The sequence below is a fragment of the Pseudomonas sp. DF5 genome, assembly GCF_058148225.1.
Window position 1 is genome coordinate 257,678 of the sequence record NZ_JBYVYM010000002.1, and the last position, 24,095, is coordinate 281,772.

The 24,095-nt window shown below is 61.0% G+C and carries 20 protein-coding genes; 7 read left to right on the top strand and 13 right to left on the bottom strand.

Annotated features, from left to right (window positions below; genetic code table 11):
* Nucleotides 1-3: 3 nt before the first annotated feature.
* The 10 genes from AC30D7_RS03045 to AC30D7_RS03090 all read right to left on the bottom strand — a co-directional run bounded on the left by AC30D7_RS03045 (nucleotide 4) and on the right by AC30D7_RS03090 (nucleotide 12,948).
* On the bottom strand, nucleotides 4-1,314 hold the full coding sequence (locus AC30D7_RS03045) for a hypothetical protein (protein ID WP_490132979.1): 1,311 nt from the start codon (nucleotides 1,312-1,314) through the stop codon (nucleotides 4-6).
* 19 nt (nucleotides 1,315-1,333) lie between these two features.
* Complete coding sequence (locus tag AC30D7_RS03050) at nucleotides 1,334-2,257, bottom strand: hypothetical protein (protein WP_490132980.1); 924 nt, start codon at nucleotides 2,255-2,257, stop codon at nucleotides 1,334-1,336.
* A 67-nt stretch (nucleotides 2,258-2,324) separates the two neighbouring features.
* Nucleotides 2,325-4,703, bottom strand: coding sequence for a hypothetical protein (locus tag AC30D7_RS03055; protein WP_490132981.1), 2,379 nt, complete (start codon nucleotides 4,701-4,703; stop codon nucleotides 2,325-2,327).
* A 10-nt stretch (nucleotides 4,704-4,713) separates the two neighbouring features.
* Nucleotides 4,714-5,853 (bottom strand): hypothetical protein, encoded by a 1,140-nt coding sequence (locus tag AC30D7_RS03060; RefSeq protein WP_204125415.1) that lies wholly within the window; start codon nucleotides 5,851-5,853, stop codon nucleotides 4,714-4,716.
* Nucleotides 5,832-7,277: an alkaline phosphatase family protein gene (locus AC30D7_RS03065; protein ID WP_490132982.1), complete on the bottom strand. Its 1,446-nt coding sequence runs from the start codon at nucleotides 7,275-7,277 to the stop codon at nucleotides 5,832-5,834. Before AC30D7_RS03065 ends, AC30D7_RS03060 begins: the two co-directional genes overlap by 22 nt.
* Nucleotides 7,267-8,499, bottom strand: a complete 1,233-nt coding sequence (gene eboE / locus AC30D7_RS03070) for a metabolite traffic protein EboE (protein ID WP_204125413.1) — start codon at nucleotides 8,497-8,499, stop codon at nucleotides 7,267-7,269. The genes AC30D7_RS03065 and eboE overlap by 11 nt, the downstream gene beginning before the upstream one ends.
* On the bottom strand, nucleotides 8,496-9,380 hold the full coding sequence (locus AC30D7_RS03075) for a TatD family hydrolase (RefSeq protein WP_490132983.1): 885 nt from the start codon (nucleotides 9,378-9,380) through the stop codon (nucleotides 8,496-8,498). Before AC30D7_RS03075 ends, eboE begins: the two co-directional genes overlap by 4 nt.
* Nucleotides 9,381-9,416: 36 nt before the next feature.
* The gene (locus tag AC30D7_RS03080; RefSeq protein ID WP_490132984.1) at nucleotides 9,417-10,190 is read right to left on the bottom strand and encodes an EboA domain-containing protein; all 774 of its coding nucleotides are present in this window, start codon (nucleotides 10,188-10,190) and stop codon (nucleotides 9,417-9,419) included.
* Entirely contained in the window at nucleotides 10,187-11,077 is an 891-nt protein-coding gene (locus tag AC30D7_RS03085) for a UbiA family prenyltransferase (protein WP_490132985.1), read from the bottom strand. Before AC30D7_RS03085 ends, AC30D7_RS03080 begins: the two co-directional genes overlap by 4 nt.
* Nucleotides 11,074-12,948 carry a 3-dehydroquinate synthase gene (locus AC30D7_RS03090; protein ID WP_490132986.1) on the bottom strand — a complete coding sequence of 625 codons (1,875 nt, stop codon included), beginning with the start codon at nucleotides 12,946-12,948 and terminating at the stop codon, nucleotides 11,074-11,076. Before AC30D7_RS03090 ends, AC30D7_RS03085 begins: the two co-directional genes overlap by 4 nt.
* Nucleotides 12,949-13,390: 442 nt before the next feature.
* On the opposite strand from AC30D7_RS03090, the gene ltnD reads away from it, so the two are divergent.
* From ltnD to otnI, 5 genes are all read left to right on the top strand, one after another.
* Complete coding sequence (ltnD, locus tag AC30D7_RS03095) at nucleotides 13,391-14,296, top strand: L-threonate dehydrogenase (RefSeq protein ID WP_018928932.1); 906 nt, start codon at nucleotides 13,391-13,393, stop codon at nucleotides 14,294-14,296.
* Between the two features lie 10 nt (nucleotides 14,297-14,306).
* Nucleotides 14,307-15,599, top strand: coding sequence for a 3-oxo-tetronate kinase (otnK, locus tag AC30D7_RS03100; protein WP_490132987.1), 1,293 nt, complete (start codon nucleotides 14,307-14,309; stop codon nucleotides 15,597-15,599).
* Entirely contained in the window at nucleotides 15,596-16,234 is a 639-nt protein-coding gene (gene otnC / locus AC30D7_RS03105) for a 3-oxo-tetronate 4-phosphate decarboxylase (protein WP_490132988.1), read from the top strand. The genes otnK and otnC overlap by 4 nt, the downstream gene beginning before the upstream one ends.
* Before the next feature lie 194 nt (nucleotides 16,235-16,428).
* Nucleotides 16,429-17,889 (top strand): GntP family transporter, encoded by a 1,461-nt coding sequence (locus AC30D7_RS03110; protein WP_018928934.1) that lies wholly within the window; start codon nucleotides 16,429-16,431, stop codon nucleotides 17,887-17,889.
* Between the two features lie 103 nt (nucleotides 17,890-17,992).
* Nucleotides 17,993-18,775 (top strand): 2-oxo-tetronate isomerase, encoded by a 783-nt coding sequence (otnI, locus tag AC30D7_RS03115; protein ID WP_490132989.1) that lies wholly within the window; start codon nucleotides 17,993-17,995, stop codon nucleotides 18,773-18,775.
* Between the two features lie 4 nt (nucleotides 18,776-18,779).
* Here the strand turns inward: otnI and AC30D7_RS03120 are convergent, their stop codons facing one another.
* From AC30D7_RS03120 to AC30D7_RS03130, 3 genes are all read right to left on the bottom strand, one after another.
* Nucleotides 18,780-19,598: a DeoR/GlpR family DNA-binding transcription regulator gene (locus AC30D7_RS03120; protein ID WP_018928936.1), complete on the bottom strand. Its 819-nt coding sequence runs from the start codon at nucleotides 19,596-19,598 to the stop codon at nucleotides 18,780-18,782.
* Nucleotides 19,599-19,709: 111 nt separating this feature from the next.
* The gene (locus tag AC30D7_RS03125) at nucleotides 19,710-20,267 is read right to left on the bottom strand and encodes a hypothetical protein (protein ID WP_019578696.1); all 558 of its coding nucleotides are present in this window, start codon (nucleotides 20,265-20,267) and stop codon (nucleotides 19,710-19,712) included.
* Between the two features lie 86 nt (nucleotides 20,268-20,353).
* Nucleotides 20,354-21,652: a methyl-accepting chemotaxis protein gene (locus AC30D7_RS03130; protein WP_490132990.1), complete on the bottom strand. Its 1,299-nt coding sequence runs from the start codon at nucleotides 21,650-21,652 to the stop codon at nucleotides 20,354-20,356.
* 518 nt (nucleotides 21,653-22,170) lie between these two features.
* Between AC30D7_RS03130 and AC30D7_RS03135 the strand changes: the two genes are divergently transcribed.
* Together AC30D7_RS03135 and AC30D7_RS03140 are read left to right on the top strand one after the other, a co-directional pair.
* Nucleotides 22,171-23,028, top strand: a complete 858-nt coding sequence (locus AC30D7_RS03135; protein ID WP_490132991.1) for a sugar phosphate isomerase/epimerase family protein — start codon at nucleotides 22,171-22,173, stop codon at nucleotides 23,026-23,028.
* Entirely contained in the window at nucleotides 23,021-24,070 is a 1,050-nt protein-coding gene (locus AC30D7_RS03140) for an isopenicillin N synthase family dioxygenase (RefSeq protein ID WP_490132992.1), read from the top strand. The genes AC30D7_RS03135 and AC30D7_RS03140 overlap by 8 nt, the downstream gene beginning before the upstream one ends.
* The last annotated feature ends 25 nt before the right edge of the window (nucleotides 24,071-24,095 follow it).

Sequence of the window (24,095 nt, forward strand, 5' to 3'; positions counted from 1 at the left end):
GATCTATTCCTCGTCCTTGGTGGTTTTGCCGACAGGCGCGTTGGCGAATTTGAACATGTAGGAGAAATCGGCCTTGTAGGGGCTCTTGACCGGTGTCGCCATGGAGTGGCAATTCATGCAGCTGCTGTTGGGCTGGATGTAGCTCTCCATGGTCACGTTGGCCGAGAGCGACGGGGTTGGCTGGCCCAGTGGGTTGCTGGGGTTGTCCGGCATCAGCGGGCGTTGGGTGGTGATGAGTTGGTAATACTTCAAGACGCTTCTTTGCAGGCCCGGGTCGGTGCGGTAGTTGGTGTTCACCCCGTTGGTGACCTCGGCAATCGGGGTGACCCGGTTCAGCGGGTTCGGGGTCTGGAACGTGGTGCCGGGTTTGGGCACGCAGACCAGTTGTCCGCCCTGAGTCTGCCAGTCGCAGGGTGACTGGTTGAGGCTGACGAGGGGCGCGGTGGGGTTGAAGTAGGAGTAGGTCATGCCGGGTGTCGGCTGATCGACCCATTGGCCATGCACCAGCTCCTTGGGCGGAACGTTGTCGATCTGCTCGAAGGTCGACCAGATCCACTGCGGATAGCCGTTGACCTTGGTGATGATGTGCAGGCCCACCAGGCCCAGGTAGGCCTCGGTGACACCGCTGCGCTGGCCCTGGTCGTTGAACGTGGCCGCGCGCGCCAGCATGGTCAGGTAGTGGCTGGCATTGTCGTTGGGGGTGAGGATGCGCCAGCTCGACTTGACCTCGATGACCCCATTGGGGAAGTTGATGTTATTGGCTTTGGAAACGACGTCGGCGTTATAGAAGTTGTTGTTGACGATGTAGTCGTAGGACGTCTCGTTGGCCGAGATGTCGTAGTAGGTCGGGTTACCTGCCTGGTCGATCAGCCAGCCGCCGACGGCCTGGTCCACGGCATTCACCTGGGTGCTGTTCTTCAGCGCGGCGATGTTGATGATGCCCAGGCTTTTGGCGGTCTGCGGGGTATTCCACGGGCCAGGATTGGCGCCCCTCGGCAGAAAGATTTCCTCCACGGTCTTGTAGGTCTGCCAGACTGTATAGCCTGGATCCCCAGGCTGTTTGGCGCAGTCGGGATCACCGCGCTGCCCATCCTGTGCGGGCCAGTTCAAGGCGATGAACATCTGCCAGCTGTATTGATCGAACTGATCCTGGCTGGCGGTGGCGACCGGCGCGGTGCTTGGGGGCTGGCAACTCAGGTTGCTGGCCTGCGTCGACGGCATGGCCTGTTCCCGGGCCAGGGCTTGCTCCTGGGATAAGCCTGACAGACTGGCCAGGCCCACTGATATCACGCAGAGACGGAGTGTGGTTTTCATGGCGATCCTTCGTCATTGGTCAGGGTTTGCGCTGCATCAGCTTGTTCCACTGCGCTTTTTGGCCGTTGCTCTGTGACGCCGGTGGCTCGAACAATTGGCAGGGCGGTGGATTCGACGGGCACATGGCAGCCACTTGCGCCCAGGTCTGGGCCGGGTCCGGTTTGGCGATGCGGAAGTTGGTGTAGTTCTGGCTGACGATGGGCGCATTGGCGACGCTGGTGTCACCCGAAAAGAAGAACGACTGGGGGTGCCGGTAGGGCGGTTGTCCCGTTGGCTTTTTGAAAAACGCATAGCCGAACAGGATCGGACCTTGCGGCGAATCGAGGTCCAGGGCGTAGGCCTGCACGCTGCCATTGAGGTTTTTGCTGCGCTCGGCGCTATAGGGCAGGTGCTGGATGAAGTCTTGCCGTGGCGGATGATTCATCGGTGAAAACATGCAACAGGCCGGCATGTCTTTGGGGCGGTCTTGCGGGTACGTCAGGAAGTACGCCTTGTTGCCCAGGGACACGAACGAGCAGGTGTAGTTGTTGTTCTTGATCGGGAAAATGGGCAAACAGTATTTCTCGTAGTGCTCCATCATCGCGCCAAAACCGTCGCCATCCGGCGGGATGTAGGCGGTGTCGTAATAGCTGGTTCCGCGAGAAACGGTGTAGTCCGCCGGGGTCAGGGTGGTGGGTGGATTGCTGTAGGGCGGCGGGTTTTTCTCGTAGTTGTGCATCACCCGGTACATGGTCCAGTCGCTGATCCAGTACGCCGGAAAAAACGGATCGGAAGGCTCGCCCGGTGCTCGTGTGGCGATGCAATTACCGTTCTGTTCATTGCACCCCTCGGTGTTGTGCACTCCCATGGTGAAGTACACGGCGCCGCTGTCCGCCTGGGCGAATAGCGCCGGGATGAGTAGCAGGGTCAACAGCAACAGCCGGTTCAAAATGCTGGCTTTCATATGACACTCCTGTGAAGTGCCGGGTGACAGGTTCGTCACCCGGTGGTCCTGCGTGAGCGTTGTAGTTTTAGCTTTGTTCGTAGTCGCTCATGCTGAGCGGGATAGGCGGGTAATTGCGTTTCACCAGGGACTGCGCCCACAGCTCCAGTACGGCGCGTCGGCTTTGTGACATGTCGCGGGTGATGGGCATGGCGAGTGTGCTTTCCTCCTGGTACTCCTTGCTGATCAGCACAATCAGTTGGTCGATGGCGCCTTCAACTCGTGCCTGGGAGTTGAGCGGCATGAACTTGTTCATGATCGGGTACAGGTAATAGAAGGTCTGCAAGATGCGTGGGTAGATGAAGTTCTCCCACAACAGCGTCGCGGCGTTCTGACGCGTGCAGATGGAGTTCCAGTAGGTGATGAAGTCCTGTTGCAACTGAGGATCCAGTGGCAGGACGCGCATCGGGGCGAGGAAGTCTGTGTAGGCCTGGGTGTAGTTGAAACTGAAGGGGACGGCCGGGTTGTTGTGATCTTCCTGCACGAAGAACCGCAGAGTGGGAAAACCCGGGGCTCGAGCACTCACGCCCAGTTGGGCAATGCCGCTGGCATTGGTGGTGATCTTTGCAACAGAGTAATTGACGATGCTGTTCTGAGCATCGCGCAGCGTCCCGGTTCGGGAGATGGCTGAGTCGAATGTCAGGCAAGGGCGCAAATTGACCGCGACTGGTTTGCCCAAGTCATGCAGGAACTGCTGATAATTTACCGGTATTCCCGAAGGCCCGGCATTCGACGTATCCACGGCCTGTAGGGCGGTGAGTCCACGGCCGCTACCGGTAGCCAGGTGGCTTGATATCGCGAGCATGTCGTTGAATTGCGGCAGATTGGGCTTGTTCAATGTGCGGTCTGCCGGATGGTCGTAGAACAGCGTGAAGTCGGCCGGATTACTGAATGCCAGATAGTAGTTGCTGGTGGTCACCGAGAAGGGGTTGCCATACTCCGCCACCCACAGCACGGTGTTGGCCGCTGGCTTGCCATCCTTTTGCACCATGATTTGCAGTGTCTTGTGATCACCCACGTCGATGAAACTGCCGCTTTCTATCACTTCGGCGGTCCACATCTGCTGAGTGGAAGCGATCTGGGGCGTTTGTGTGCCCTGTAGCTGCAGCTCCAGAGGGCCGGCCTGCAGGGTCGCCTTGTCTGCGTCGTTGAGCGTGAAATCCAGCAGGCCGGAACGTTTGTCGAAGGCAGCTTGTCGATACTGCTCGAAACCGAAGTTGATCACCGGGTTGAACTGTCCATCCTTGCGTACGCCCAGTAGATAGTTGCCGGCATGGAATTTTTCGGCCGTCGGGATCGGGGCGTTGGAGTCCACTGGATAGAACGGAAAAGTGTTGCCCAGATCCAGCGACAGGGTGTTGCCGGTAATCTGGGCCGACATCACACCCAGTGTGATGCTTGTGGCATCGACAGGCTGGTTTGTTTTGAAAACAGGTACCGGGTTGGCAGATACCAGGCGCCGGCCGGCGGGTGCGGTGGGGTATTCGTCGGCAAACCAGAGACCCAAGGTCGCTGCGGTGCGGCTGTAGGCGGGGTTGAAGAATATATCGGAAACGTTGTCCAGGCCCTTCTGATACATCGCTTGCACTTTGGCCATGTCCGCGGCTGTCGTTGAGTGGGTATTGATCGGCGGGAAATCGTTGAAAATGCCGTTCTTGTCATAGTAGGTCAGGTAGGTGGAAAACCTGAACATCAAGCCACGAGCTCCTTGTTGCTTCATCTGCTGTTGAAGCTGACTCAGCAGCGCGGAGTTGCCCATAACCCATTCCAGGTTTTCCTGAGGAAAGCAGGTCTGCCAGGTGGTGGTGACATACTTCAGACCACCGAGGGCCCCCCAATTGAAGTTCAGGAATCGATCCAGCATCCGGTATTGCCGATTGAGGGTCAGGCCGCATTTATCATCCCCCAGCATCAGCTTGTCGAAATACAACGCGGTGAAGGTGTTCTGCCACGGGCTGATGTCCACGAAGCGCGCGGCAGTAGGACTGGCGCTGCCGAAGGGGTTACCGAGCAATTGGTAGTTCTTGCCGACCAGCGCATCCTGGGCGATGTAGTTGTTGGCCTGCAGCTCGCCGCCGATGACCACGGAGCGGATATCGTCGTAGCTCACCGTGCCGCAGGCATTATCGCCAAACAGATCCCATTCTGCGGGAATGTAGGGGGTCGGACTGCCATTGGTCGGCACCATCGACACATAGTCCGGGACGTTGTTCACGGGACTGATGACCCAGGGCATCAGCTTGTTGGGGGCGTTCTGGCGCGTGATGTCGTAGAAGTTCACAAACGGCCAGTTAATATCCATGTTGACCGCGTCATAGAGTGGAAACACATCGTTGTTGTTGGCTGTTGGCGGGTTCCAGAACATGTGGCCGTTGAGGTAGATACGGGGGAAATTCAATACGCTCATGTCATGCTCCTTAGCGTTGCCACTGGGCGTGTTTCAACGACCAGACAAAATCCAGTTTGTTGTAACCGGCGAAAGCCGAGTTCGGCAGCGGGGTGGTGGGGTAGACAATGCCGCCCTGTTCTTTCAGGGCGAAATTGAAGTAACCCTTTTGGTTCGAGTAGGCGGCGGTGCCGTGGCAGGCCAGGCAGGATGAGGTGTTCTGGAAGGCCGATTCCAGCTGGGAGTTGGCCAGCACCTGGGTGATGGGCTGGAATTCCACCCCGATCAGTTCGTACTTCGACAGGGAGGGATTAGCGGCCTGAAAGCTGGTATTGACCGATTGGGCAGCCGGTGTCGGTCCTGTGGTGTTGGTCATCGGGGTGGCCGGTACGGCATTGGTCACGGTGTACTTGCTGTTGTTGATGTTTTCGAAGGTGGTCCAGACCCAGTTGGCGTTCAGCTTGTTGACGACATGCAAGCCGCTTAATGCTGCATAGCCGACCTTGTATTGACCGTTTTTCAGGTAATAGGCCTGGGCGATGTAGTAACCGTCTTTCTCCAGTTTCTGTTTGTAGGTCGCGTCGGAGCCGATCCACAGCCAGGAGGATTTCAGCTCCCAGGCAATGGGCGGAAACTCCAGATTGCTGGTCAGGGCGGCCTGGCCGTTCATGTTGTAGACCTGCTTCTGCACGATGTAATCGAACGTGCCCTGGCCCATCAGCAGCTGAAAGCGTACAGGGTTGCCTTTTTCTGTTGAGGGCACTGCGCCGCCCATCTGCAGAATCAAGCCATCGACCTGTTGGGTGGCATTGAGGTTATGGAAGGTTCGGGACATATCCATTCCTAGCGCCTTGGCCTGTGTAAGCACCGCGTTCGGCGGCGGCACGGCCGTGCCATAGGGGGCGGGCTTGGCGCCGTTGGGCAGGTAGACCTGATCGGAAGGCTTCATGGATTCCCACTCGCGGTTGGGGCTCCCCGCAGCGGCGGGCTGGTTCAGGCAGACGAACCAGTTCCAGGCCATGGCCTCGGGACTCTTCTGGAACTCTGCCCGGGTCTTGTCGACGTCTCCTCCAAACTGCAGAAAGTTGCTGCAGTCAAAGGTGTTTGTGCTCTGAGCCTGAGCCAAACCGGCCAGGGCACTCAGAACTGTTATAGAAATGGCTCGCCGCATGGAAGCTCCTTGGCATTGGCCGGGTCGGTGTGTGAATGCCCCAGGAAGTGTTCCAGGAGCAGTTGCTTCACGGCCGTGGCCGCAAGACGCTGCGGCAACGGCAGATCGCAATTGGTGATGAGCAGCGGGCCGGTGTTCTCGCTGTCGGGCGGGCGGCCATGGCTGCCACGGACCAGGCGGGTGTCCAGCGGAATCAGGTCCATGTAGTAGCGAAACCCGAGCTTCTTCTGCAGCAGGCGGCGCGCCACTTTCAATTTCGGGAAGCGAATGGCCGGGTCGATGAACAGTTCCAGTGGGTCGTAGCCGGGCTTGCGATGGATGTCCACGGTGCGGGCAAAGTCAGGTGCCTTGCGATCGTCGAACCAGTAGTAGTAATCGAACCAGTAACCCGGCGCGGCCACGGTCACCAGCTCGCCGCTGCGCGGATGATCCAGTTGCCAGGCCCGTTGTTCGGCTTTATCCAGCACCTGCTCGATGCCGGGCTGGCGCTGCAACAACGCTTTGACGCGAGGGATGTCTTGCGCCTGCTTCACGTAGACATGCGCGATCTGATGATCGGCCACGGCAAAGGCCGCGCTGGCGCCAGGGTCGAGCAACTCCCAGGTCAGCGATTGGCGCACCTGCAACAAGCCTTCCGAACGTAACAGCCGGTTAATCGATATGGATTGCTGTACCGCTTCGATCCCGTACTCGGACAACAGCATCACCGCCGCGCCTTGCTCCTGGGCAAAGGTCAGCAGGCGACCCACTTCATGGTCGATAGCCCGCACCTCGTCGGTAATCGACGGATGATCGGGCCCCAGTCGCTGCAGGCAGTAGTCGAGATGTGGCAGGTAGACCAACTGCAGGTCAGGTCGATCGATCTGGAACTCAGCGATGGCGCAGTCGACGATCCAGCGGCTCGACGCGATGCCGGCCGCCGGGCCCCAGAAACCCGGAAACGGGAATTCGCCGATCTGCTGCTCGATACGCTTATGCAACGAGGCCGGTGACGAATACAGGCCGAACAGCTTGCGGCCATCGGCCGGGTAGTGCGGGCGTGGGGTGATGGCGGCGTCCACGTCCGCATACATGTTGTACCACCAGAACAACTGGCTGCAGCGAAAACCGGGAAGCTCACGCTTGAGCGTCTGCCAGACTTTCTCACCCTGGATCAGTGCATTGGGTTGCAGCCAGAAGCGCACTTCGGCCTGATCGCGAAAATACCAGCCATTGCCGACGATGCCGTGTTCCGACGGCGACAGGCCGGTGAGAATCGACGCCTGCACCGTTGACGTGACGGCCGGAAACACCGGTTGCAGACTGGCCATTTTTGCGGTTTTCAGCAGGGCATTGATGTGCGGCGTTGCCGGCCCCAGCAGCGCCGGGGTCAGCCCGACCACGTTGATCAGCAGCAGCGGTTGACGCGGGTGATCAGAGGGCATCGGCGTACGCCTCCCGCACTTGGGGTTGCAGCAGTTTTCGCTGACGCAGTTGTTCTTCGACCCAGTGCAGCTCCGCGGCGATTCCCTGCAGTTGGGCGTGCTCGGTGTTGGGTCGCAGTTGAGCGGGCAGGACGCCCCAGCTGTAGGTTTCCACTTCCAGCACGGGACGAAAGTCCCCATGGTCTGCGAGAAAGTCGAAAGTCTGCGACAGCGCGATCTGGCTGCCGCTGAGCTCAGGCAGCAGCAAGTGTTCGCTGAACAGCGGGATGTGGAAATGAATCCGCAGTTCGGGGTACTGCCCCAGGTTATTGGCGCAATCGTCGAGGGCGGCGGGCAGGTCGGCCCAGCCCGATAACCGCGCCTGCGCATCTCGGGCTTTGACTTGATGCAGGTAGGTGGTTTCGGCGAAGTCGCTCAAGGTCTTGAGCACGTGTTCGCGCCGGTTGTGGTCTTCAGCGGGCAGGTGACAAATCAGTGCGTTCGACAGCTGGATCTTGCCGACAGGCACTCGGGCCTGGCGCAGCTTTTCCAGCGACTGATAGCAGTGTTCGAAAACCACGGCCTGGTGGCAGACATCAAAACACAGCGCCAGATAGTCATGGTGCGGATCGCTGGCTTGGTAGCGGTGGAAGAAGGCGATGGCCTGGTCGGTGTTTTCCAGCACACAGTCCGGCTCCATCTCCAGGCAGAACACGATTTTCTTGCCCGTCTCCCGATGCAGCCTGGCCAGTGAAGCCGTGAGTTGGCGCAGCAGGTGTTCGGCACGCTGCTGTCGCCGCGGGTTCCAGTCGGCGGCATAGCCCAGCGGTACGGTGGAAATCACGCCTTGGGGGCAATCCGACGGCAGGGCGTGTGCCAGGATTCGGGCCAGATTCAGGCTGTACGCCAGCCGTTTCGGATCAGTCCAGTTGGGCAAATAGACGTCGGCTTTCACCGCGCCTTGATGAAATTGGCCATAGGGAAAGCCGTTAAGTGAAGTCAGCCGCAGCCCGCTGCGTTGCAGCAGGCTGAGGAAGTCCGCGCGAGCTGACGCCTGCTGTAGTTCGGCCGCGGCGAGGGCGCTGATCCACAGCCCACTGTCTTGCTCGTTCAGGCCGCGCAGGGTGCGCACACCCCGGAAATGCCATTCGATGGATGACCGTAGCCCCGCCAGGTCACGGGTCGGGTGCACATTGCTGCAATAACCGACCTGCGCGGCAGCCCAACCCGTGCCTGCACTCATTTGATCACCGGTTCCTGACCGCGCAGGGCAGAGTTGTCCTGCCATTGCCGCCGCTGGTCGATGGGCAGCGGGGTGCTGACCAGGGCCTTGTCCAGTTGGCCGCTTTGGGCAAAAAAGTCCACGGGGTTATGAAACAACACCTGTTCGACCTGGGCTTCGCTGAAGCCGGCCGCCAGCATCGCCTCGCCCGTTTTCGGCACCTTGAGCGGGTCGCTGATGCCCCAGTCGGCGGCGCTGTTGACCACCATTTTCTCAGTGCCGTACTCCTTCAACAGGGCGACCATGCGCTGTTCCGACATCTTGGTGTTGGGGTAGATCGAATGGCCGCGCCAGCAGTCGGTGTCCAGCACCAGCGGCAGGGTCAGTTCATTGAGGTGGTCGATGATCACCAGGTGCTCGGCAATCCCGACTTCGCGAATCACCGCCAGGGTGCGTTTGGTGCCACCGATCTTGTCGCGGTGTGGGGTATGCACCAGCACCGGCAAATTGAATTGTCTGGCCAGCTCCAGTTGGGCGGCGAGGAAGCGATCTTCTTCCGGGGTGATGTCGTCGTAACCGATTTCGCCGACTGCGACGACGCCGTCTTTCACCAGGTAACGCGGCAGAATCTCCAGCACTTCATTGGCCACTGACAGGTCATTGGCCTCCTTGGGATTGAGGCCGATGGTGCAGAAGTGATGGATGCCGAACATGCTGGCGCGAAAACGCTCCCAGCCCAACAGGGTGTCGAAATAGTCGATGAAGCTGCCGACACTGGTCCTGGCCTGGCCCTGCCAGAAGGCCGGCTCGATCACCCCAGTGATGCCGGCGGCGGCCATGTTCTGGTAGTCATCGGTGGTGCGGCTGACCATATGAATATGCGGGTCGAAGTACTTGAGCATGGTAAATCCTCGTCAAGGAAAAGGAGTCGTTGAGTGTCAGTTCAGTGGGGTGCCGGCCAGGTGCTCGTGCCATTTCGGCGGCAAGCGTTGTTGCTGACTCAGGCCGGCCAGGCGCTGGCGTTGCGCCGGGCTGAGCAGGTCGAAAGCAATCACTCGGGGCAGCCCGGCGGACACCGTTCGTTCGGCGGCAAGCTGTTCGTCCAGCAGGTCAAGGGCCAGCTGGTTGAGGGTGACGCTGTGTCGTTGCGTCAGGCCGATCAAGCGGCTCACGTCGAGCCCCATGCCCAGTGCCTTGAGCACCAATTGATGGAAGGCCCGTTCGCTGTAATGGCGCGATGGGTAGAGGGTGTCGAGCGCGAGGGCGGCGAACACCTGGCTGTTACTGGTACGCCCGGCCTGCAGCGCCAGTTCCACGCAAAGCCCGCGACTGTCGAGCCAGTCGAGGGCCTTCAGGGTGGCGATTTTTTCTTGATCGTCACCCCACAGGAACAGTTGGCGCAGCAACGGCAGTTGCCCGGCGAGGGGCTGTTGCTCCAGGACCTGAGCCAGCAACAATGCCCGCGCCAGCTGGACGTTGCTCCAGCCGGGACTGTGGGGCAGCGGTTGTTCCTTGAGGTTGCGCTTGCACTGGCTGCTCAACAGCGCCGCGGTATTGGCGTCCGGGCGTTGGGCAAGCCGCTCCTGGGCCTGGCGCCACCACTGCAGCTCGGTGTCATCGAGTTGTTGGGTGAGGGCCTGGTGTTGTTCGGCGAGGCAGTCGTGGCGCATTTCGAGGGCCGCCGATGGCGATGCAGTGACGTCCATGTTCATGTCGGTTTGATCCAGCGCTGGAAGTGTGGAAGCAGGAAAAACACCAGAACGCATAACAGGCTGCCCAGCGGCTGGTTGGCCACAGCCAGCACCAGGGCATCAAACAGTGGCAGAGCCGCCAGACCTGCGCCGATAAAGGCACGGACTTGCCGTTGCTGCGGGTTGGCCAAGTGGTGCCAGTAATGCCAGCCCAGCCAGCCAAGCCAGAGCAGTAGCACCGGCCAGAACCAGGCGTTGTCGGAATAGATCGCCAGCGCCAGCGGGCTCAACATCAGCAGTAGAGGCAGGCGGCTGAGCAACTGGTTGTTGTGCTCCTGACGAGCCAGGTAGGTCAGGCCGCTGATGTAGACGCCAAGCAACATGGCGCACAGCCAGATCGGCTCCGGCGGCACCGCCAGGCTGGCCGCCGCCGTCAGGTAGAGGGCCGAGCGGCAGGCGCCCATCAGCCAGACGCTGTGGGCGTATTTCTTGTGCAGCACGTTGTAGCCGAGGATGCAGCTCACCAGCAGGGTGGCGCTGCCCAGCAACCAGTGCGGCTGGTCGATCAGCTGGCTCAGGCCCAGCACCGAGGCCGCAGCCAGTATCAGCAACAGCGCAGTAGCCAGCCCCACTTGCTGGCGGCTGACCAGGCCCAACGTGATCGGGCGGGGGTTGTGGTGCTGTTGGTCCCAGTCGGCGTCCAGCAGATCGTTCAATAACATGCCGGCCAGATACAGCAACGACAGCGCGGCCAACAGCAGGATCCACACCAGCGACGACGGCGGCGCCAGGGCACCGGCGCTGCTGGCCAGCAGGGCGGCGGCCAAGGTGTTGGTCCACACGGTGGGCAGGTTGGATACCCGGCCGAGGGTCATCCAGGTTTTCAGGTTCAGCGGTGTCTGGCTCATTGCGCGCAGCCCTCGCTGAGCGTGAGCGCCGGGTCGATGCGGGTCGACAGCCGTTGCAGCGCCTGTTCCATCCGCGCGGCATCGATCTCATGCAGGTCCACCGACTCGCCGATCCGGCTGAGCATGGGGATGGAGAGTTGCCCGCCCAGGTGCTGGCGGAATTCCTCCAGCCCAAGCAAAACCTGTGAGCGTCCCTGTGCATCTTTCAAGCTCAGTTCCGGTGGGCACAGGCTGAAGCCGAGCTTGAGCAGCAGGTTCAGCACCCGTTCGGTGTCGGCATCGCTCAACAGCCCCAGGGCATTGGCATAGAGCCCATCCAGGGCCATGCCCACCGCTACGGCTTCACCATGGCGCAGTCGGTGCTGGCTGAGGTTTTCCAGTTTGTGCGCGGCCCAGTGCCCGTAATCCAGTGGCCGCCCGTTACCGCGTTCGAAGGGGTCGCCGGCACCGGTGATGTGCGCCAGGTGCAGTTCGGCGCAGCGGCGAATGGCATAGCGGCTGGCCGAGTGATCGAAGTGGGCGAGGGCATCGGCCTGTTGCTCCATCCATTGGAAGAAGGCCTGGTCTTTGATCAGCGCCACTTTTACCGCCTCGGCCAGCCCGGCGATCTGGTCGCGGCGGGTCAGGCTGGTCAGCAGCTGGAAGTCGTTGATTACCGCTGTGGCGGGGTAGAAGGCGCCCAGCAGGTTCTTCTGGCCGAAGGCATTGATGCCGTTTTTCACCCCGATGCCGGCGTCGTTCTGCGCCAGTACGGTGCTCGGGATGCGGATCAGGCGAATGCCACGGTGGAAGGTGGCGCAGGCGTAGCCCACCGCATCCAGCACCGCGCCGCCGCCCAGGGCCAGCACATAGCAATGCCGGTCCAGCCTATGCTGCAGCATGTCGCTGTAGAGTTGTTGCAACACCTGTGAATCCTTGCTCAGTTCTCCGGCCGGCACCGCAATCGGCGCGGCCTGCAAATGCAGGTCCGCCGCATGGGCGGCAAAGTAGGCATCGATCTGTTCCAGCAGGTGTGGGGCGCTTTTCAGCAGTTGTTCATCGGCGAACACCAGCACCGTCACCGGGCCTCTGTGCTGAGCAGTGAGTTGGCGGTGCAAACAAGGATTGGACGGCTCGAACAGGTGATCGGTGAACACCACCGGGTAGTCGTAACGGACCTCGAAACGCCCGTGCAGGGGTTGCTCGGCGTTTTGCTTGCGCAAGGTTTTGAACAGGCTGTACCCGGCAATAAACAATCCGGGCAACACCATGCTGGCGAGGAGCGTCACCAGCAGCGCGTTCTGCTCGACGAGGTAGGTGCCAATGGCACTGTAGGCCAATGCCAGGCCGGCATTGGCCAGGGTTGTGACCAGCACAAACGCGGGCAGCGGATAACGTTGCATCCCGGCGGCCACCACCGAGGTTTCGGCCAATACCGGCACCCCGCGCAGGCAGATCAACGACAGCGTGCCCAGCCGGTACGCTAACTGCCCCGGCTGGCGCTGATGCAAGCCCAGGCGACCGGACAACAGCCGAAAATAGCCGGCCCCCAGCGCATAACCCAGGCCAGCCCCGAGGCACAGGCCGATGAAAATCACCAGATAACCGCCAACACCGCCGAGCATGGCCACGGCCAGCAGCGAGACCATGCTCGAAGGCACCGGCAGCACCACATCCAGCGCGAGCAGGGCAATCAGCAGCAATGCCAGGTTAAGTGTTTGGGTGGGCGTGGAAGGCAGGTACAGGTTGAGATGGGTCAGGAAGTCCTGAATCTGTTGTTCGAACAACAGGAAGCTGGCGATCACCAGGCCTGAGAAGCAAAGCAATGAAATCCAGAAATGACCGGCAGGCCCCCGTTGCGAGAACGCACGATACCCATGGCTGCGCTTCATCAAGCATCCCTCTTTATTGTTATGACTGATTCCGTGTCAGTAATTAAAAGCAGCGTCTGGTCGGTATTGGATCAATAGGTTCTCTCGCCTGAAGGGCTGGTTTATGTACGGTTTGGTTACGCCTGTAGAGATAGTTCTGAACTTAGACGCTCATCGTGTTTTTGCAAGGCAATCTGATGGCAATCTGGCTTTTTACCCCCTGCAGAAATGCGTCATCGCGACGCATACTCCTGAGTCGATGTTAAAAAATGTTATTTTGAAAAAATACTTCACATAATCTGTTCATTGGTGGATTATCTGCTCAACCCGTGTCAAGCAGCTCGTTGCTGCCATTGTGTTGGGCTATCCGCTGCCATGTCGCCGGAGCCCACCTTTACAACGCGGCCCGTCACCTGCGCTTTGTCGGCGTGGAACAGGCCGTTGCTTCCCTCAGGAGTACCCCATGAATAACAAGAATGTCGGTGTTGTCGGTCTGGGCGCGATGGGGTTGGGCATTGCCCGCTCTCTGTTGCGCAGTGGTTTCAATGTGCATGCCTGTGATGTGCGTGCGCAGGTGACTGAACAGTTTGCCGGGGAGGGCGGCGTGGCGTGTTCTTCGCCCGCGCAGATGGCCGCGGCGTGCGACGTGATCATTACCGTGGTGGTGAACGCCGAGCAGACCGAAACCGTATTGTTTGGCGAGGGTGGCGCCGTCGCTGCGTTGCGCCCTGGCAGCCTGGTGATTGGTTGCGCCACCGTGGCCCCGACCTACGCCGTCGACCTGGGCCAGCGCCTGACCGCCCAGGGCTTGCTGTATCTGGATGCCCCAATCTCCGGTGGCGCAGCCAAGGCGGCTGCCGGTGAAATGACCATGATGACGTCCGGCCCGGCCGATGCTTACGCCAAGGCCGAAGCCGTCCTGGCAGGCATGGCCGGCAAGGTTTATCGCCTGGGCGACAGCCATGGCCTGGGTTCGAAGGTCAAGATCATCAACCAGCTGCTCGCCGGGGTGCACATCGCCGCTTCCGCCGAAGCCATGGCGCTGGGCCTGCGTGAAGGGGTCGATGCCGACGCGCTTTACGAAGTGATCACCCACAGCGCCGGCAACTCCTGGATGTTCGAAAACCGCGTGCCGCACATTCTCAAGGCCGATTACACGCCATTGTCCGCAGTGGATATTTTCGTCAAGGACCTGGGCCTGGTGCTGGATACCGCACGGGCCAGCAAATTCCCGCTGCCGCTGTCGGCCACCGCTCACCAGATGTTCATGCAGGCTTCCAGTGCCGGCTTCGGGCGTGAGGACGACTCGGCAGTGATCAAGATTTTCCCCGGCATCGAGTTGCCGACTGCCAAGACCGAGCCGGTTTGAGGAACGCCCAATGAACACAACCCCTGCACGCCCATTGCTGGGCTGCATCGCCGACGATTTCACCGGTGCCACGGACCTTGCCAACATGCTGGTGCGCGGCGGTATGCGCACCGTGCAAAGCATCGGCATTCCGAGCAGCGAAGTGGCGGCCGGGCTCGATGCCGATGCGATCGTCATCGCCCTGAAGTCGCGCACCATCCCTGTCGCCGAAGCGGTCGAGCAGTCCCTCGCTGCGCTGGCCTGGTTGCGTGAGCAAGGCTGCGAGCAAATTTTCTTCAAGTACTGCTCGACGTTCGATTCCACCGGGGCCGGCAATATCGGCCAGGTCAGCGAAGCACTGCTGGCGGCGCTGGGCGGCGACTTCACTCTGGCGTGCCCGGGGTTCCCGGAAAATGGCCGGACGATCTTTCGCGGCCACTTGTTCGTCCAGGATCAACTGCTCAGCGAGTCGGGCATGCAGCATCACCCGCTGACGCCGATGACCGATGCCAACCTGGTGCGGGTGCTGCAGTCGCAGACCCATCTGAACGTCGGCCTGTTGCGCTACGACACCATTGCCCAAGGGGCCGATAAGGTGCGTGGGCGCATCGCCGAACTGCGGGCTCAAGGTATCGGCATGGCGATTGCCGATGCCTTGTCGGACCAGGATCTGTACACCCTTGGCACCGCCTGTGCCGACTTGCCGTTGTTGACTGGCGGCTCGGGGCTGGCCTTGGGCTTGCCGGAAAACTTCCGTCGCGCCGGTAAATTGCGCGACCTCGATGCCTCGAAACTCCCAGCGGTATCCGGTGGTGAAGTAGTGTTGGCCGGCAGCGCTTCGATCGCCACCAATGGCCAAGTTTCAGCCTGGCTCGAAGCCGGTCGGCCTGCATTGCGGATTGATCCGCTGGCCCTGGCGGCGGGTGAACCGGTGGTTGCCCAGGCTCTGGCCTTCGCCAAGAACAATGAACAAACCGTATTGATCTACGCCACCAGCGCACCGGACGAGGTCAAGGCTGTGCAACAGCAACTCGGCGTCGAACAGGCCGGCAGTCTGGTGGAAAACGCGTTTGGCGAAATAGCCCAAGGCCTGCGTCAGAGCGGCGTGCGGCGCTTCGTGATCGCTGGCGGTGAAACTTCGGGCGCGGTGGTTCAGGCGCTGGGTGTGCAACTGCTGCAGATCGGCGCGCAAATCGATCCGGGTGTGCCGGCAACGGTCAGCAGCACCGATGAACCTCTGGCCCTGGCGCTCAAATCAGGCAACTTCGGTGGTCGGGATTTCTTCAGCAAAGCCTTGAAGCAATTGGCGGAGGGTGCACAGTGAGTAATGAAAACGCCCTGCGCGAAGAAATCTGCGACGTTGGCCGCAGCCTGTATGAGCGCGGTTACACCGTCGGCAGCGCCGGCAATATCAGCGCGCGGCTGGACGACGGTTGGTTGATCACGCCGACTGACGTGTGCCTCGGCCGCCTCGACCCGGCGACCATCGCCAAGGTCAATCTGTCTGGCGAATGGGTCTCCGGTGACAAGCCGTCGAAGACATTGGCGCTGCATCGCCAGGTCTACGACCGCAACCCGAGTGTCGGTGGCGTGGTGCATACCCATTCCACTCATCTGGTGGCGTTGACCCTGGCGGGTGTCTGGCAGTCGAACGACATCTTGCCGCCACTGACGCCGTATCAGGTGATGAAAGTCGGGCATATCCCGTTGATCGGCTACCAGCGTCCTGGCTCGCCAAAGGTTGCCGAACAGGTCGCACAACTGGCCAATAGCGTTCGTGGCGTGATGCTCGAACGGCTGGGGCCGGTGGTCTGGGAGAGTTCGGTGTCCAGGGCCAGTTACGCCCTGGAAGAACTCGAGGAAACCGCGCGGCTGTGGCTGATGAGCAATCCCAAGCCTGAACCGCTCGATCAGGCAGCACTGGACGAGCTGCGAGCGGCCTTCGGTGTGCACTGGTAGTGCGCTGAAGTTTTTTAACACGATAGACCGATAAAGCAGGCCCTGTTCGGGAGACGTGCAGCGACTCCCACGACCCCGGCTTGCCTGAAAAATACAATAACAAGAGGACATCCAGGCATGACTCACCTTCACTGCGGCATTTTCAGACCCGGTTGCAGCACCCTTGTGTTCACCCGGCGCGGAGGGCTTGTGAAATGAGCCCGTTAATTCTGATGGTTACCGCGGGGCTAGGGATCGCTCTGTTGTTGTTTTTGGTGCTCAAGTACAAGTTCCAGCCGTTCGTGGCGTTGATGCTGGTGAGCATTCTGGTGGCGCTGGTGGCCGGGGTGAAACCGGCCGACCTGGTCGCCACCATCGAAGGCGGCATGGGCAAGACGTTGGGCCACATCGCGATCATCATTGCCCTGGGCGCGATGATCGGGCGGATCATCGAGCTCTCCGGTGGTGCCGAGGCGCTGGCCAAGACGCTGATCAGCCGTTTCGGCAATCGACGCACGCCGCTGGCGCTGACGATCGCCGGGTTCATGGTCGGGGTGCCGGTGTTCTTCGAGGTCGGCGTGATCATCCTGATGCCGCTGGCCTATGGCGTTGCTCGCAGTGCACGCAAGCCCTTGTTGGTGTTCGCGCTGCCGATGTGTGCGGCGTTACTGACCGTACACGCCTTTCTGCCGCCACACCCGGGCGCGGTGGCCGCTGCCAGTCAGTTGGGTGCCGACCTTGGCCGGGTGCTGATGTTCGGTCTGCCGATCACGGCGTTCCTCTGCTATGTCGGCTACCGCGTGGCCGGGCGCATGACCCGTCGGGTGTACCCGATGACCGATGATATCCGCGCCGAAGTCTATGGCCCGCATGTCACCAACGAAGACCTGGTCGCCTGGGCCAATGGCAACGGCAAGAGTGCTGAACGAGCCGCCGTGGCCGCGTCGCACATGGGCCTGGAAGAGTCCACCAGCGCTATCGTTTCCAAGTTGCCGCCAGCACCCGCGCCGGGTTTTGGCATGATCGTCAGCCTGATCGCACTGCCGATCATTCTGATTCTGCTGGGGACGTTGTCCAATTCGTTGCTGCCTGCCGACTCGGTCTTGCGCGGCATCATGACCGTGCTCGGTGCGCCATTGGTGGCGCTGCTGATCGACACCTTGCTGTGTGCCTGGTTGCTGGGTTCGCGTCGGGGCTGGAGTCGTACCCAGGTGTCTGACGTGATCGGTTCGGCCTTGCCAGGTGTGGCCATGGTGATCCTGATTGCCGGTGCCGGCGGTGTGTTTGGCAAGGTGCTGGTGGATACCGGCATCGGCGCCGTCGTCTCCGATTTGCTGCGCACCACCGGCCTGCCGGTCCTCGCGCTGGGCTTTCTGCTGACCATGCTGCTGCGTGCGGTTCAGGGTTCGACCACGGTGGCGTTGGTGACCACTGCCGGCATCATCAGCCCGCTGATCGCGACCCTCAACCTCACCGCGAATCACATGGCGTTGCTGTGCCTGGCCATGGGCGGTGGCGGGTTGGCCATGTCCCACATCAATGACGCTGGTTACTGGATCTTCACCAAGCTGTCCGGGCTGAACGTGGCCGATGGCCTGCGTACCTGGACCGTGCTGACCACCTTGCTCGGCACGCTGGGTTTCGGTATTACCTTGCTGATCTGGCCGTTTGTCTAACGAACTGTCGACTTGTAGGAGCCAGGCTTGCCGGCGAAGGCGTCTTTAAGAGCGCCTTCGCCGGCAAGCCTGGCTCCTACAAAAAACATACATAGGAGCTACCATGCCTCGTTTTGCTGCCAACCTCAGCATGCTCTACCCGGAACATGAGTTTCTGGATCGCTTTGCCGCCGCGGCCGCCGATGGTTTTGAAGCGGTGGAATACTTGTTCCCTTACGACTACAGCGCCCAGGAACTCAAACAACGCCTGAGCGACAACGGCCTGGTGCAGGCGCTGTTCAACGCCCCGCCCGGCGATTGGGCGGCGGGTGAGCGGGGCACGGTGTCGTTGCCGGGCCGGGAGAGTGAATTTCGCAGCGGTTTCGATCGCGCGCTGGAATACGCGGCGGTGCTGGGCAACTCGCGCATCCATGTGATGGCCGGGTTGCTACCGTTGGAAAGCGATCGCCCGCGGCATCACGGCGTGTACCTGGAGAACCTGGCCTACGCCACCGCGCAGGCCGCCAAGGTCGGTGTCACCGTGCTGCTGGAACCGATCAACACACGCGACATGCCGGGCTTTTTCCTCAACCGCCAGGATCAGGCCCAAGCCATCTGCAAAGAAGTGGGCGCCAGTAACCTGAAGGTTCAGTTCGACTGCTACCACTGCCAGATCGTCGAAGGTGACCTGGCGACTAAACTGCGTCGGGACTTCGCCGGCATCGGTCATATCCAGATCGCCGGCGTACCGGATCGACACGAGCCAGACCTGGGTGAAGTCAACTATCCCTATCTGTTCGAGCTGATCGACCAGTTGGGTTATGACGGCTGGGTAGGGTGCGAATACCGGCCTCGTGGAAACACGTCGGCCGGTTTGCAGTGGCTGCGGGACTGGAAGGCGCGCTAACGCCTTACAGGTTGTTATCGGAAGGCAACAGCAGTTCGACACCCTGCTTGCGGATGCTATCGGCCGCGGCAGGGGTCAGTGCGTCGTCGCTGAGGATGATGTCGAACTGCTCGAGCCCGGCGATCCGGTACATGCTGAACGTGCCGTACTTCGAACTGCTGGCCACCAGCACCACTTGCGAGGCCGATTGCATCGCGACTTGCTTGACCTCCACCTTCAGCGCCGACGGCGTGGTGAGGCCGCGACGCAAATCCCAGGAGCTGGTGGAAATGAAAGCGATATCGGTGACGATCTGACGCAAGGTGGCCACCGCCAGCCCACCCACGCACGATTGATTCGAATGATCCAGTTGCCCGCCGGTGTGAATCACCGTGACATGGGGCGCATCGATCAGCGCCTGGACAATCCCGAAGTCGTTGGTCACCACGGTCATTCCCGACAGCGCCTTGATGTACGGGACGATTTCCAGTGTGCTGGTCCCCGCATCCAGATAAACCGTCATATCAGCATGCAGCAGCCGCGCGGCCAGCTTGGCCATCGCCTGCTTTTGCGGCAACTCGACCACCGCCTTGAACTGATGACTGGGCTCGCTGTGGAGCTGGCTGGCGATGCGCACGCCGCCAGTGACCGAGTAAGCACGGCCTTCCTGTTCAAGCAGAGCGATATCGCGGCGAATGGTCATGTGCGAGCAGTCGAACATTTCCATCAACTGATGAACACTCAGCACCTGATGCTTGCGCAGCTGGCGCAGCATTAATTCACGGCGCTGTTCAGGAATCATCGGTGCGCCGCTTTCGGCGGCGATGTCCTTTTGACTAGGCATTCGGGCTCCAGAGTGAAGAAATCCGCCGACAAGGAAAGCGGTGCAAACATAGTAGCGAATCTACGGTAAAGGAACGAGCTGTTGCGGATCACTGTTCGGGTAGCGGCAGCCTCAATCCAGATCCCGGCGGATAGCGTCCAGGCGTTCGTCGAGCAATGGGGTGAGGAGGGCGTAGCACTGCGCCGGAGTGATGGACACGGTGGTTGTACCGATCAGGCAGCGTTGCAGTTGTTCGAGCGCAGTGTGCAGCGAATGGGGAGCGTGCTTGAGCAAGCGTTCGTGCAGGTACTGCAATTGAATCAGCATTTCCAATGGGCAACTTCGATGGGCGGCGGCGCGTACCGACAGCCCGCGCAGTCGTCCCAGCTCTTCAAGTTCCCAGCAGCGCGCGGCGATGCTCGGGCGCGCCAGACTGAGCGCACAGCGTTGCAGTTCGAGGTGCTGGATGGCGCCGAGCAGGTCCTGCAGCAATCGGCAATGGCCATCGAAATCCGCCGGGTCGCGGCGTAACGCACTCCAGGCCTGGCACTGTGCGGAATACGGCCACTCCCTCCAGCGTTGGTCGAGCGCGTGCCCCAATGCCTGGCAACGTTGTTGCGCCTCGCGGGTGACTTGTCCGCCGAGACCGCGATGCTGCTGTAGTCCTTGCAGCAGGTCGAGACCGAGCAACAGCGCCTGCCTTAGTCCGGTGTCACTCTGCGGCAGACGGGCTTGGCGGGATGGCCCATCGTCGAATGCTGTGGCGAATGCTGGATTCATGGGCGGCTTCCGGCGGTGAGCTGGTTGAGATAACGGGTCAGGTCGTGCAGCGCATTGGTTTGCGTGCTCTGTTCCTGCACCGCGCCATTGACCTGTTGCAACTGTTCGCTGAGGGCATGATTGGCTAGCTGATGCTCGCTGAGCGCCTGTTGCATGGCGCCGAGCTGTTGCAGATTGCTCTGGCTATGTTGCGCCAGGTCGTCGAGGTTGGCGGCGAGCTGCTCGCTCTGTTCACTCCCGGCGGCCAGCAGATCGCGGTGTTCCTTGACCTCGCCATCCACCTGGCGCACGGCCAGGGCGATCGCCGTCGCGGCGCTGGTGATTTCATGGGTCGCCCGGTCGGTGGCCTGGGCCAGGCTGCGGACCTCATCGGCGACCACGGCAAAACCGCGCCCGTGCTCGCCGGCGCGGGCTGCCTCGATGGAGGCATTGAGCGCCAGCAACTGGGTCTGTTTGGCCAATGCCTGAATGCTGTTGACCGTGCTTTCCACGGCGGTCGTGCGCTGCAGCAACGCTTCCACGGCGTGTGCGGTATGGCCCAGGCGTTGTTGAATGGCGCGCATGCTGTCACCCACTGAGCGCGCTTCCAGGCAACCGGTTTCGCTCTGGGCATGGGCGTTGGCAAAGGCTGCCAGCGCGCCTTGGGCCAGGGCGTCGATGCTGTGCAGAGTCTGATCGATCTGCTCGCTGGCGGCGGCGATCATGGCGATGCGTTGGCTCTGTTCCTGACCTTGGTCGCGGGCCTGTTGGGCCATCTGCTCGAGGGCACGGCTGGCGAACTGCACTTCGCTGCGCAAACGTTCGTTGTTGCGCAGTTGCACGCTGGCGGTCACCAGTAATGTCGCGGGGTCGGCATCCCGGGAACTGCGCAACAGTTGTGCGAGTTCCGTGTCCCAGAACGTCTGTAGCTGGCGTTGATGACGCTCGCGAAGCTGCCAGGCGCATCCCAGGTACAGCACGCCAGGTATCAGGGTCAATGCGCTTGCGGCCTGTTCGGCCAGTGCGAGACCGCAGGCGCCGAGGGCCAAACCGAGCGGTAACCAGAAACCGATCCTGCTGCGTTCGAGCAGGGCCCTGCCAGGTTCGAACAAGGCTTTGGCGAATGATGTGCCGGCCGGGTGCGATTTGCCGTCATCGCTGCGCAGATGAACGATGGCGTGACCCGGTGGGTGCATTCCTTGAGCGGACATGAGGATTTCCTTCTGATGCCGGGATGAAAGCAAAAACGGCGCACGCTCTCCTGCCGCAATGGGCAGGGGAGCGGACGCCGTTGTCCGAAATGTTTGCGAAACCATCGGTGTTGATGGCTCAAGCCTGATCAGAAGCCTAAGCAAGTTGTTTGCCAGCCTTTGTGCTCGACAACGGATCAGCCTGTCACCCCGCGGTGGAAGGAGAATTGCATCTGATGGCTACAGGGCTGTGAAGGCCGCACAGGCGAGCAACGCACCAGTCGCGGGAATGGCAGAGCCGCCGTGCTCTGTTCTGGGTCGAGTAAGTCAAGACGCATAACCTGTAGGAGCGAGGCTTGCCCGCGAAGAATGCACCGCGGTTTTTCAGGTGTTACGCGTCATCGTTCTTCGCGGGCAAGTCGGATCGCCGCACCGCTCGCTCCTACAGGATTTTCGTCGCAAATTAGTTCATGAATTTCTGAACTAACTATTTGCTGCAGCCTATTCAATCGCTTGCCGCCGTAGCCTTAGGATTCGTCACACGGGACCGCAGCCATCAGAGCCGCGGCCTGCAGTAACTTCTTTCGACTGCCCAGTAACGCCAGCCCAGACAGCGGGTGGCCTGACGCAGCCGAGAGGAATGCATGAAGCTAGAAATTTTCCGCACGTTATGGGGCTATACCGCCAACAAGGCACAGGCCCTGGATGAACTGCTCGCCGCCGGCTTCGATGGCCTGGAAGCGCGCCTGCCACTGCAGGCCGATGAGCGTGGCGAGTTCGGCGCTTTCCTGCGCAGTAATCAAGTTCCCTACATCTGCACACTGTTCAGTGCCTACGATGTATTGCCCGACCAGAGCGCCACGCCCACTCAACACTTGGCCGACATAGATCGCAAACTGGGCTGGGCTTCGGAGCTGACCCCACGTTTCGTCAATCTGCTGGCAGGCAACGACCGCTGGCCGCAGGCATTGCAGGTCGAATTTTTCGGCCAGGCCATGGAACTGGCCGCCAGGCATGGCGTGTTCTGCAGTTTCGAGACCCATCGCGCCCGTTCCCTTTACAGCCCGTGGGTGACTCTGGAGCTGATCCGCCAACTGCCGGACCTGCGTTTCACCAGTGACATCAGCCACTGGGTGGTGTGCTGTGAGCGACTGCTGGACGATCCGGCCGACGATCTTTCGGCCTTCGTCGAACGCGTGCACCACATTCAGGCTCGGGTCGGCTACGACCAAGGCCCGCAAGTCCCCCATCCCGCCGCCCCGGAATATGCCCGTGAATTGGCGTTTCATCAGCGTCACTGGGAGTCCGTCTGGACCTCTCAGCGCGAACGTGGCTACCCGGTCAGCACCTTGACCCCGGAGTTCGGTGCCGACGGTTATCTGCATCACTTGCCCTTCACCAACATGCCGGTGGCCGACCTCTGGACCTTGAACCAGTGGATGGCCCGGACCGAGCGCGAACACTTCGACCGTTTCACCCGTGAAGGAGCCCGCCATGCGTAACACCTCGCCAACCCAAGCCAACTTCAACAGCATTCCAGTGGTGAACATCGCCGGGCTCTTCAGCATCGAACTGGAGCACCGCCTGGCCGTGGCCGAGCAACTGGGCCGCGCCGCCAGCGATGTGGGCTTTCTGTACATCACCGGGCACGGCATCGATCCGGCGCTGATCGAGGGCCTGCGCCAGGCGGCCAGGGATTATTTTGCGCAACCGCTTGAAGAAAAAATGCGCCACTACATCGGCGCCTCGGAAAGCCACAAGGGCTTCGTGCCCGAAGGCGAGGAGGTGTATTCCAAGGGCAAGCCGGATCACAAAGAAGCGTTCGATATCGGCTTCGAAGTGCCAGCGGATGACCCGCTGTTCCTCAACCGTACACCGCTGCTGGGGCCGAACCACTGGCCCGACGTGCCGGGTTTCCAGAGCGCGGTACAGAACTACTATCAGGCGGTGTTCGCGTTAGGCCGCCGGCTGTTCGATGGCTTCGCCTTGGCCCTGGGGCTGGAGGAGGGGTACTTCGACGCGCTGGTGACTCGCCCGCCCTCCAAATTGCGGCTGATCCATTACCCCTTCGACGCCGATGTCGTCGACGCTCCGGGCATCGGCGCGCATACCGACTACGAGTGCTTCACCATCCTGCACGCCGATCAACCGGGGCTGGAGGTGCTCAATGATCAGGGGCAGTGGATTGATGCGCCGCCACTACCCGACGCGTTCGTGGTGAACATCGGCGACATGCTGGAAGTCATGACCGCGGGTGCCTTTGTGGCCACTGCCCACCGGGTGCGCAAGGTCGCGCAGGAGCGCTACAGCTTCCCGCTGTTCTACGCCTGCGACTATCACACGCTGATCAAGCCGCTGCCGGCATTCGCCAGGGATGACCGGGAATACGAGGCGCTGGCGATTGGCGAGCACATGTGGAGCCAGGCCTTGCAGACCTACCAGTACCTGCGCAAGCGCGTGGAGAACGGCGAGCTTGAGCTGCCGTCCCGGGCCCGAAAGCCATCGAGTTTCGGCCATCTGAAGAACACCACCTCTCATTCCTAAAAAACAACCCACGGAGCTTCCCACC

Coding starts and splice junctions, on each gene's coding strand:
- ltnD (WP_018928932.1), top strand. CDS start 13,391: ATGAATAACAAGAATGTCGGTGTTGTCGGTCTGGGCGCGATGGGGTTG.
- AC30D7_RS03140 (WP_490132992.1), top strand. CDS start 23,021: ATGCGTAACACCTCGCCAACCCAAGCCAACTTCAACAGCATTCCAGTG.
- otnK (WP_490132987.1), top strand. CDS start 14,307: ATGAACACAACCCCTGCACGCCCATTGCTGGGCTGCATCGCCGACGAT.
- eboE (WP_204125413.1), bottom strand. CDS start 8,499: ATGAGTGCAGGCACGGGTTGGGCTGCCGCGCAGGTCGGTTATTGCAGC.
- AC30D7_RS03085 (WP_490132985.1), bottom strand. CDS start 11,077: ATGAGCCAGACACCGCTGAACCTGAAAACCTGGATGACCCTCGGCCGG.
- AC30D7_RS03060 (WP_204125415.1), bottom strand. CDS start 5,853: ATGCGGCGAGCCATTTCTATAACAGTTCTGAGTGCCCTGGCCGGTTTG.
- AC30D7_RS03130 (WP_490132990.1), bottom strand. CDS start 21,652: ATGGTTTCGCAAACATTTCGGACAACGGCGTCCGCTCCCCTGCCCATT.
- AC30D7_RS03110 (WP_018928934.1), top strand. CDS start 16,429: ATGAGCCCGTTAATTCTGATGGTTACCGCGGGGCTAGGGATCGCTCTG.
- AC30D7_RS03090 (WP_490132986.1), bottom strand. CDS start 12,948: ATGAAGCGCAGCCATGGGTATCGTGCGTTCTCGCAACGGGGGCCTGCC.
- AC30D7_RS03120 (WP_018928936.1), bottom strand. CDS start 19,598: ATGCCTAGTCAAAAGGACATCGCCGCCGAAAGCGGCGCACCGATGATT.
- AC30D7_RS03080 (WP_490132984.1), bottom strand. CDS start 10,190: ATGAACATGGACGTCACTGCATCGCCATCGGCGGCCCTCGAAATGCGC.
- AC30D7_RS03075 (WP_490132983.1), bottom strand. CDS start 9,380: ATGCTCAAGTACTTCGACCCGCATATTCATATGGTCAGCCGCACCACC.
- otnI (WP_490132989.1), top strand. CDS start 17,993: ATGCCTCGTTTTGCTGCCAACCTCAGCATGCTCTACCCGGAACATGAG.
- AC30D7_RS03055 (WP_490132981.1), bottom strand. CDS start 4,703: ATGAGCGTATTGAATTTCCCCCGTATCTACCTCAACGGCCACATGTTC.
- AC30D7_RS03050 (WP_490132980.1), bottom strand. CDS start 2,257: ATGAAAGCCAGCATTTTGAACCGGCTGTTGCTGTTGACCCTGCTACTC.
- AC30D7_RS03135 (WP_490132991.1), top strand. CDS start 22,171: ATGAAGCTAGAAATTTTCCGCACGTTATGGGGCTATACCGCCAACAAG.
- AC30D7_RS03045 (WP_490132979.1), bottom strand. CDS start 1,314: ATGAAAACCACACTCCGTCTCTGCGTGATATCAGTGGGCCTGGCCAGT.
- AC30D7_RS03065 (WP_490132982.1), bottom strand. CDS start 7,277: ATGCCCTCTGATCACCCGCGTCAACCGCTGCTGCTGATCAACGTGGTC.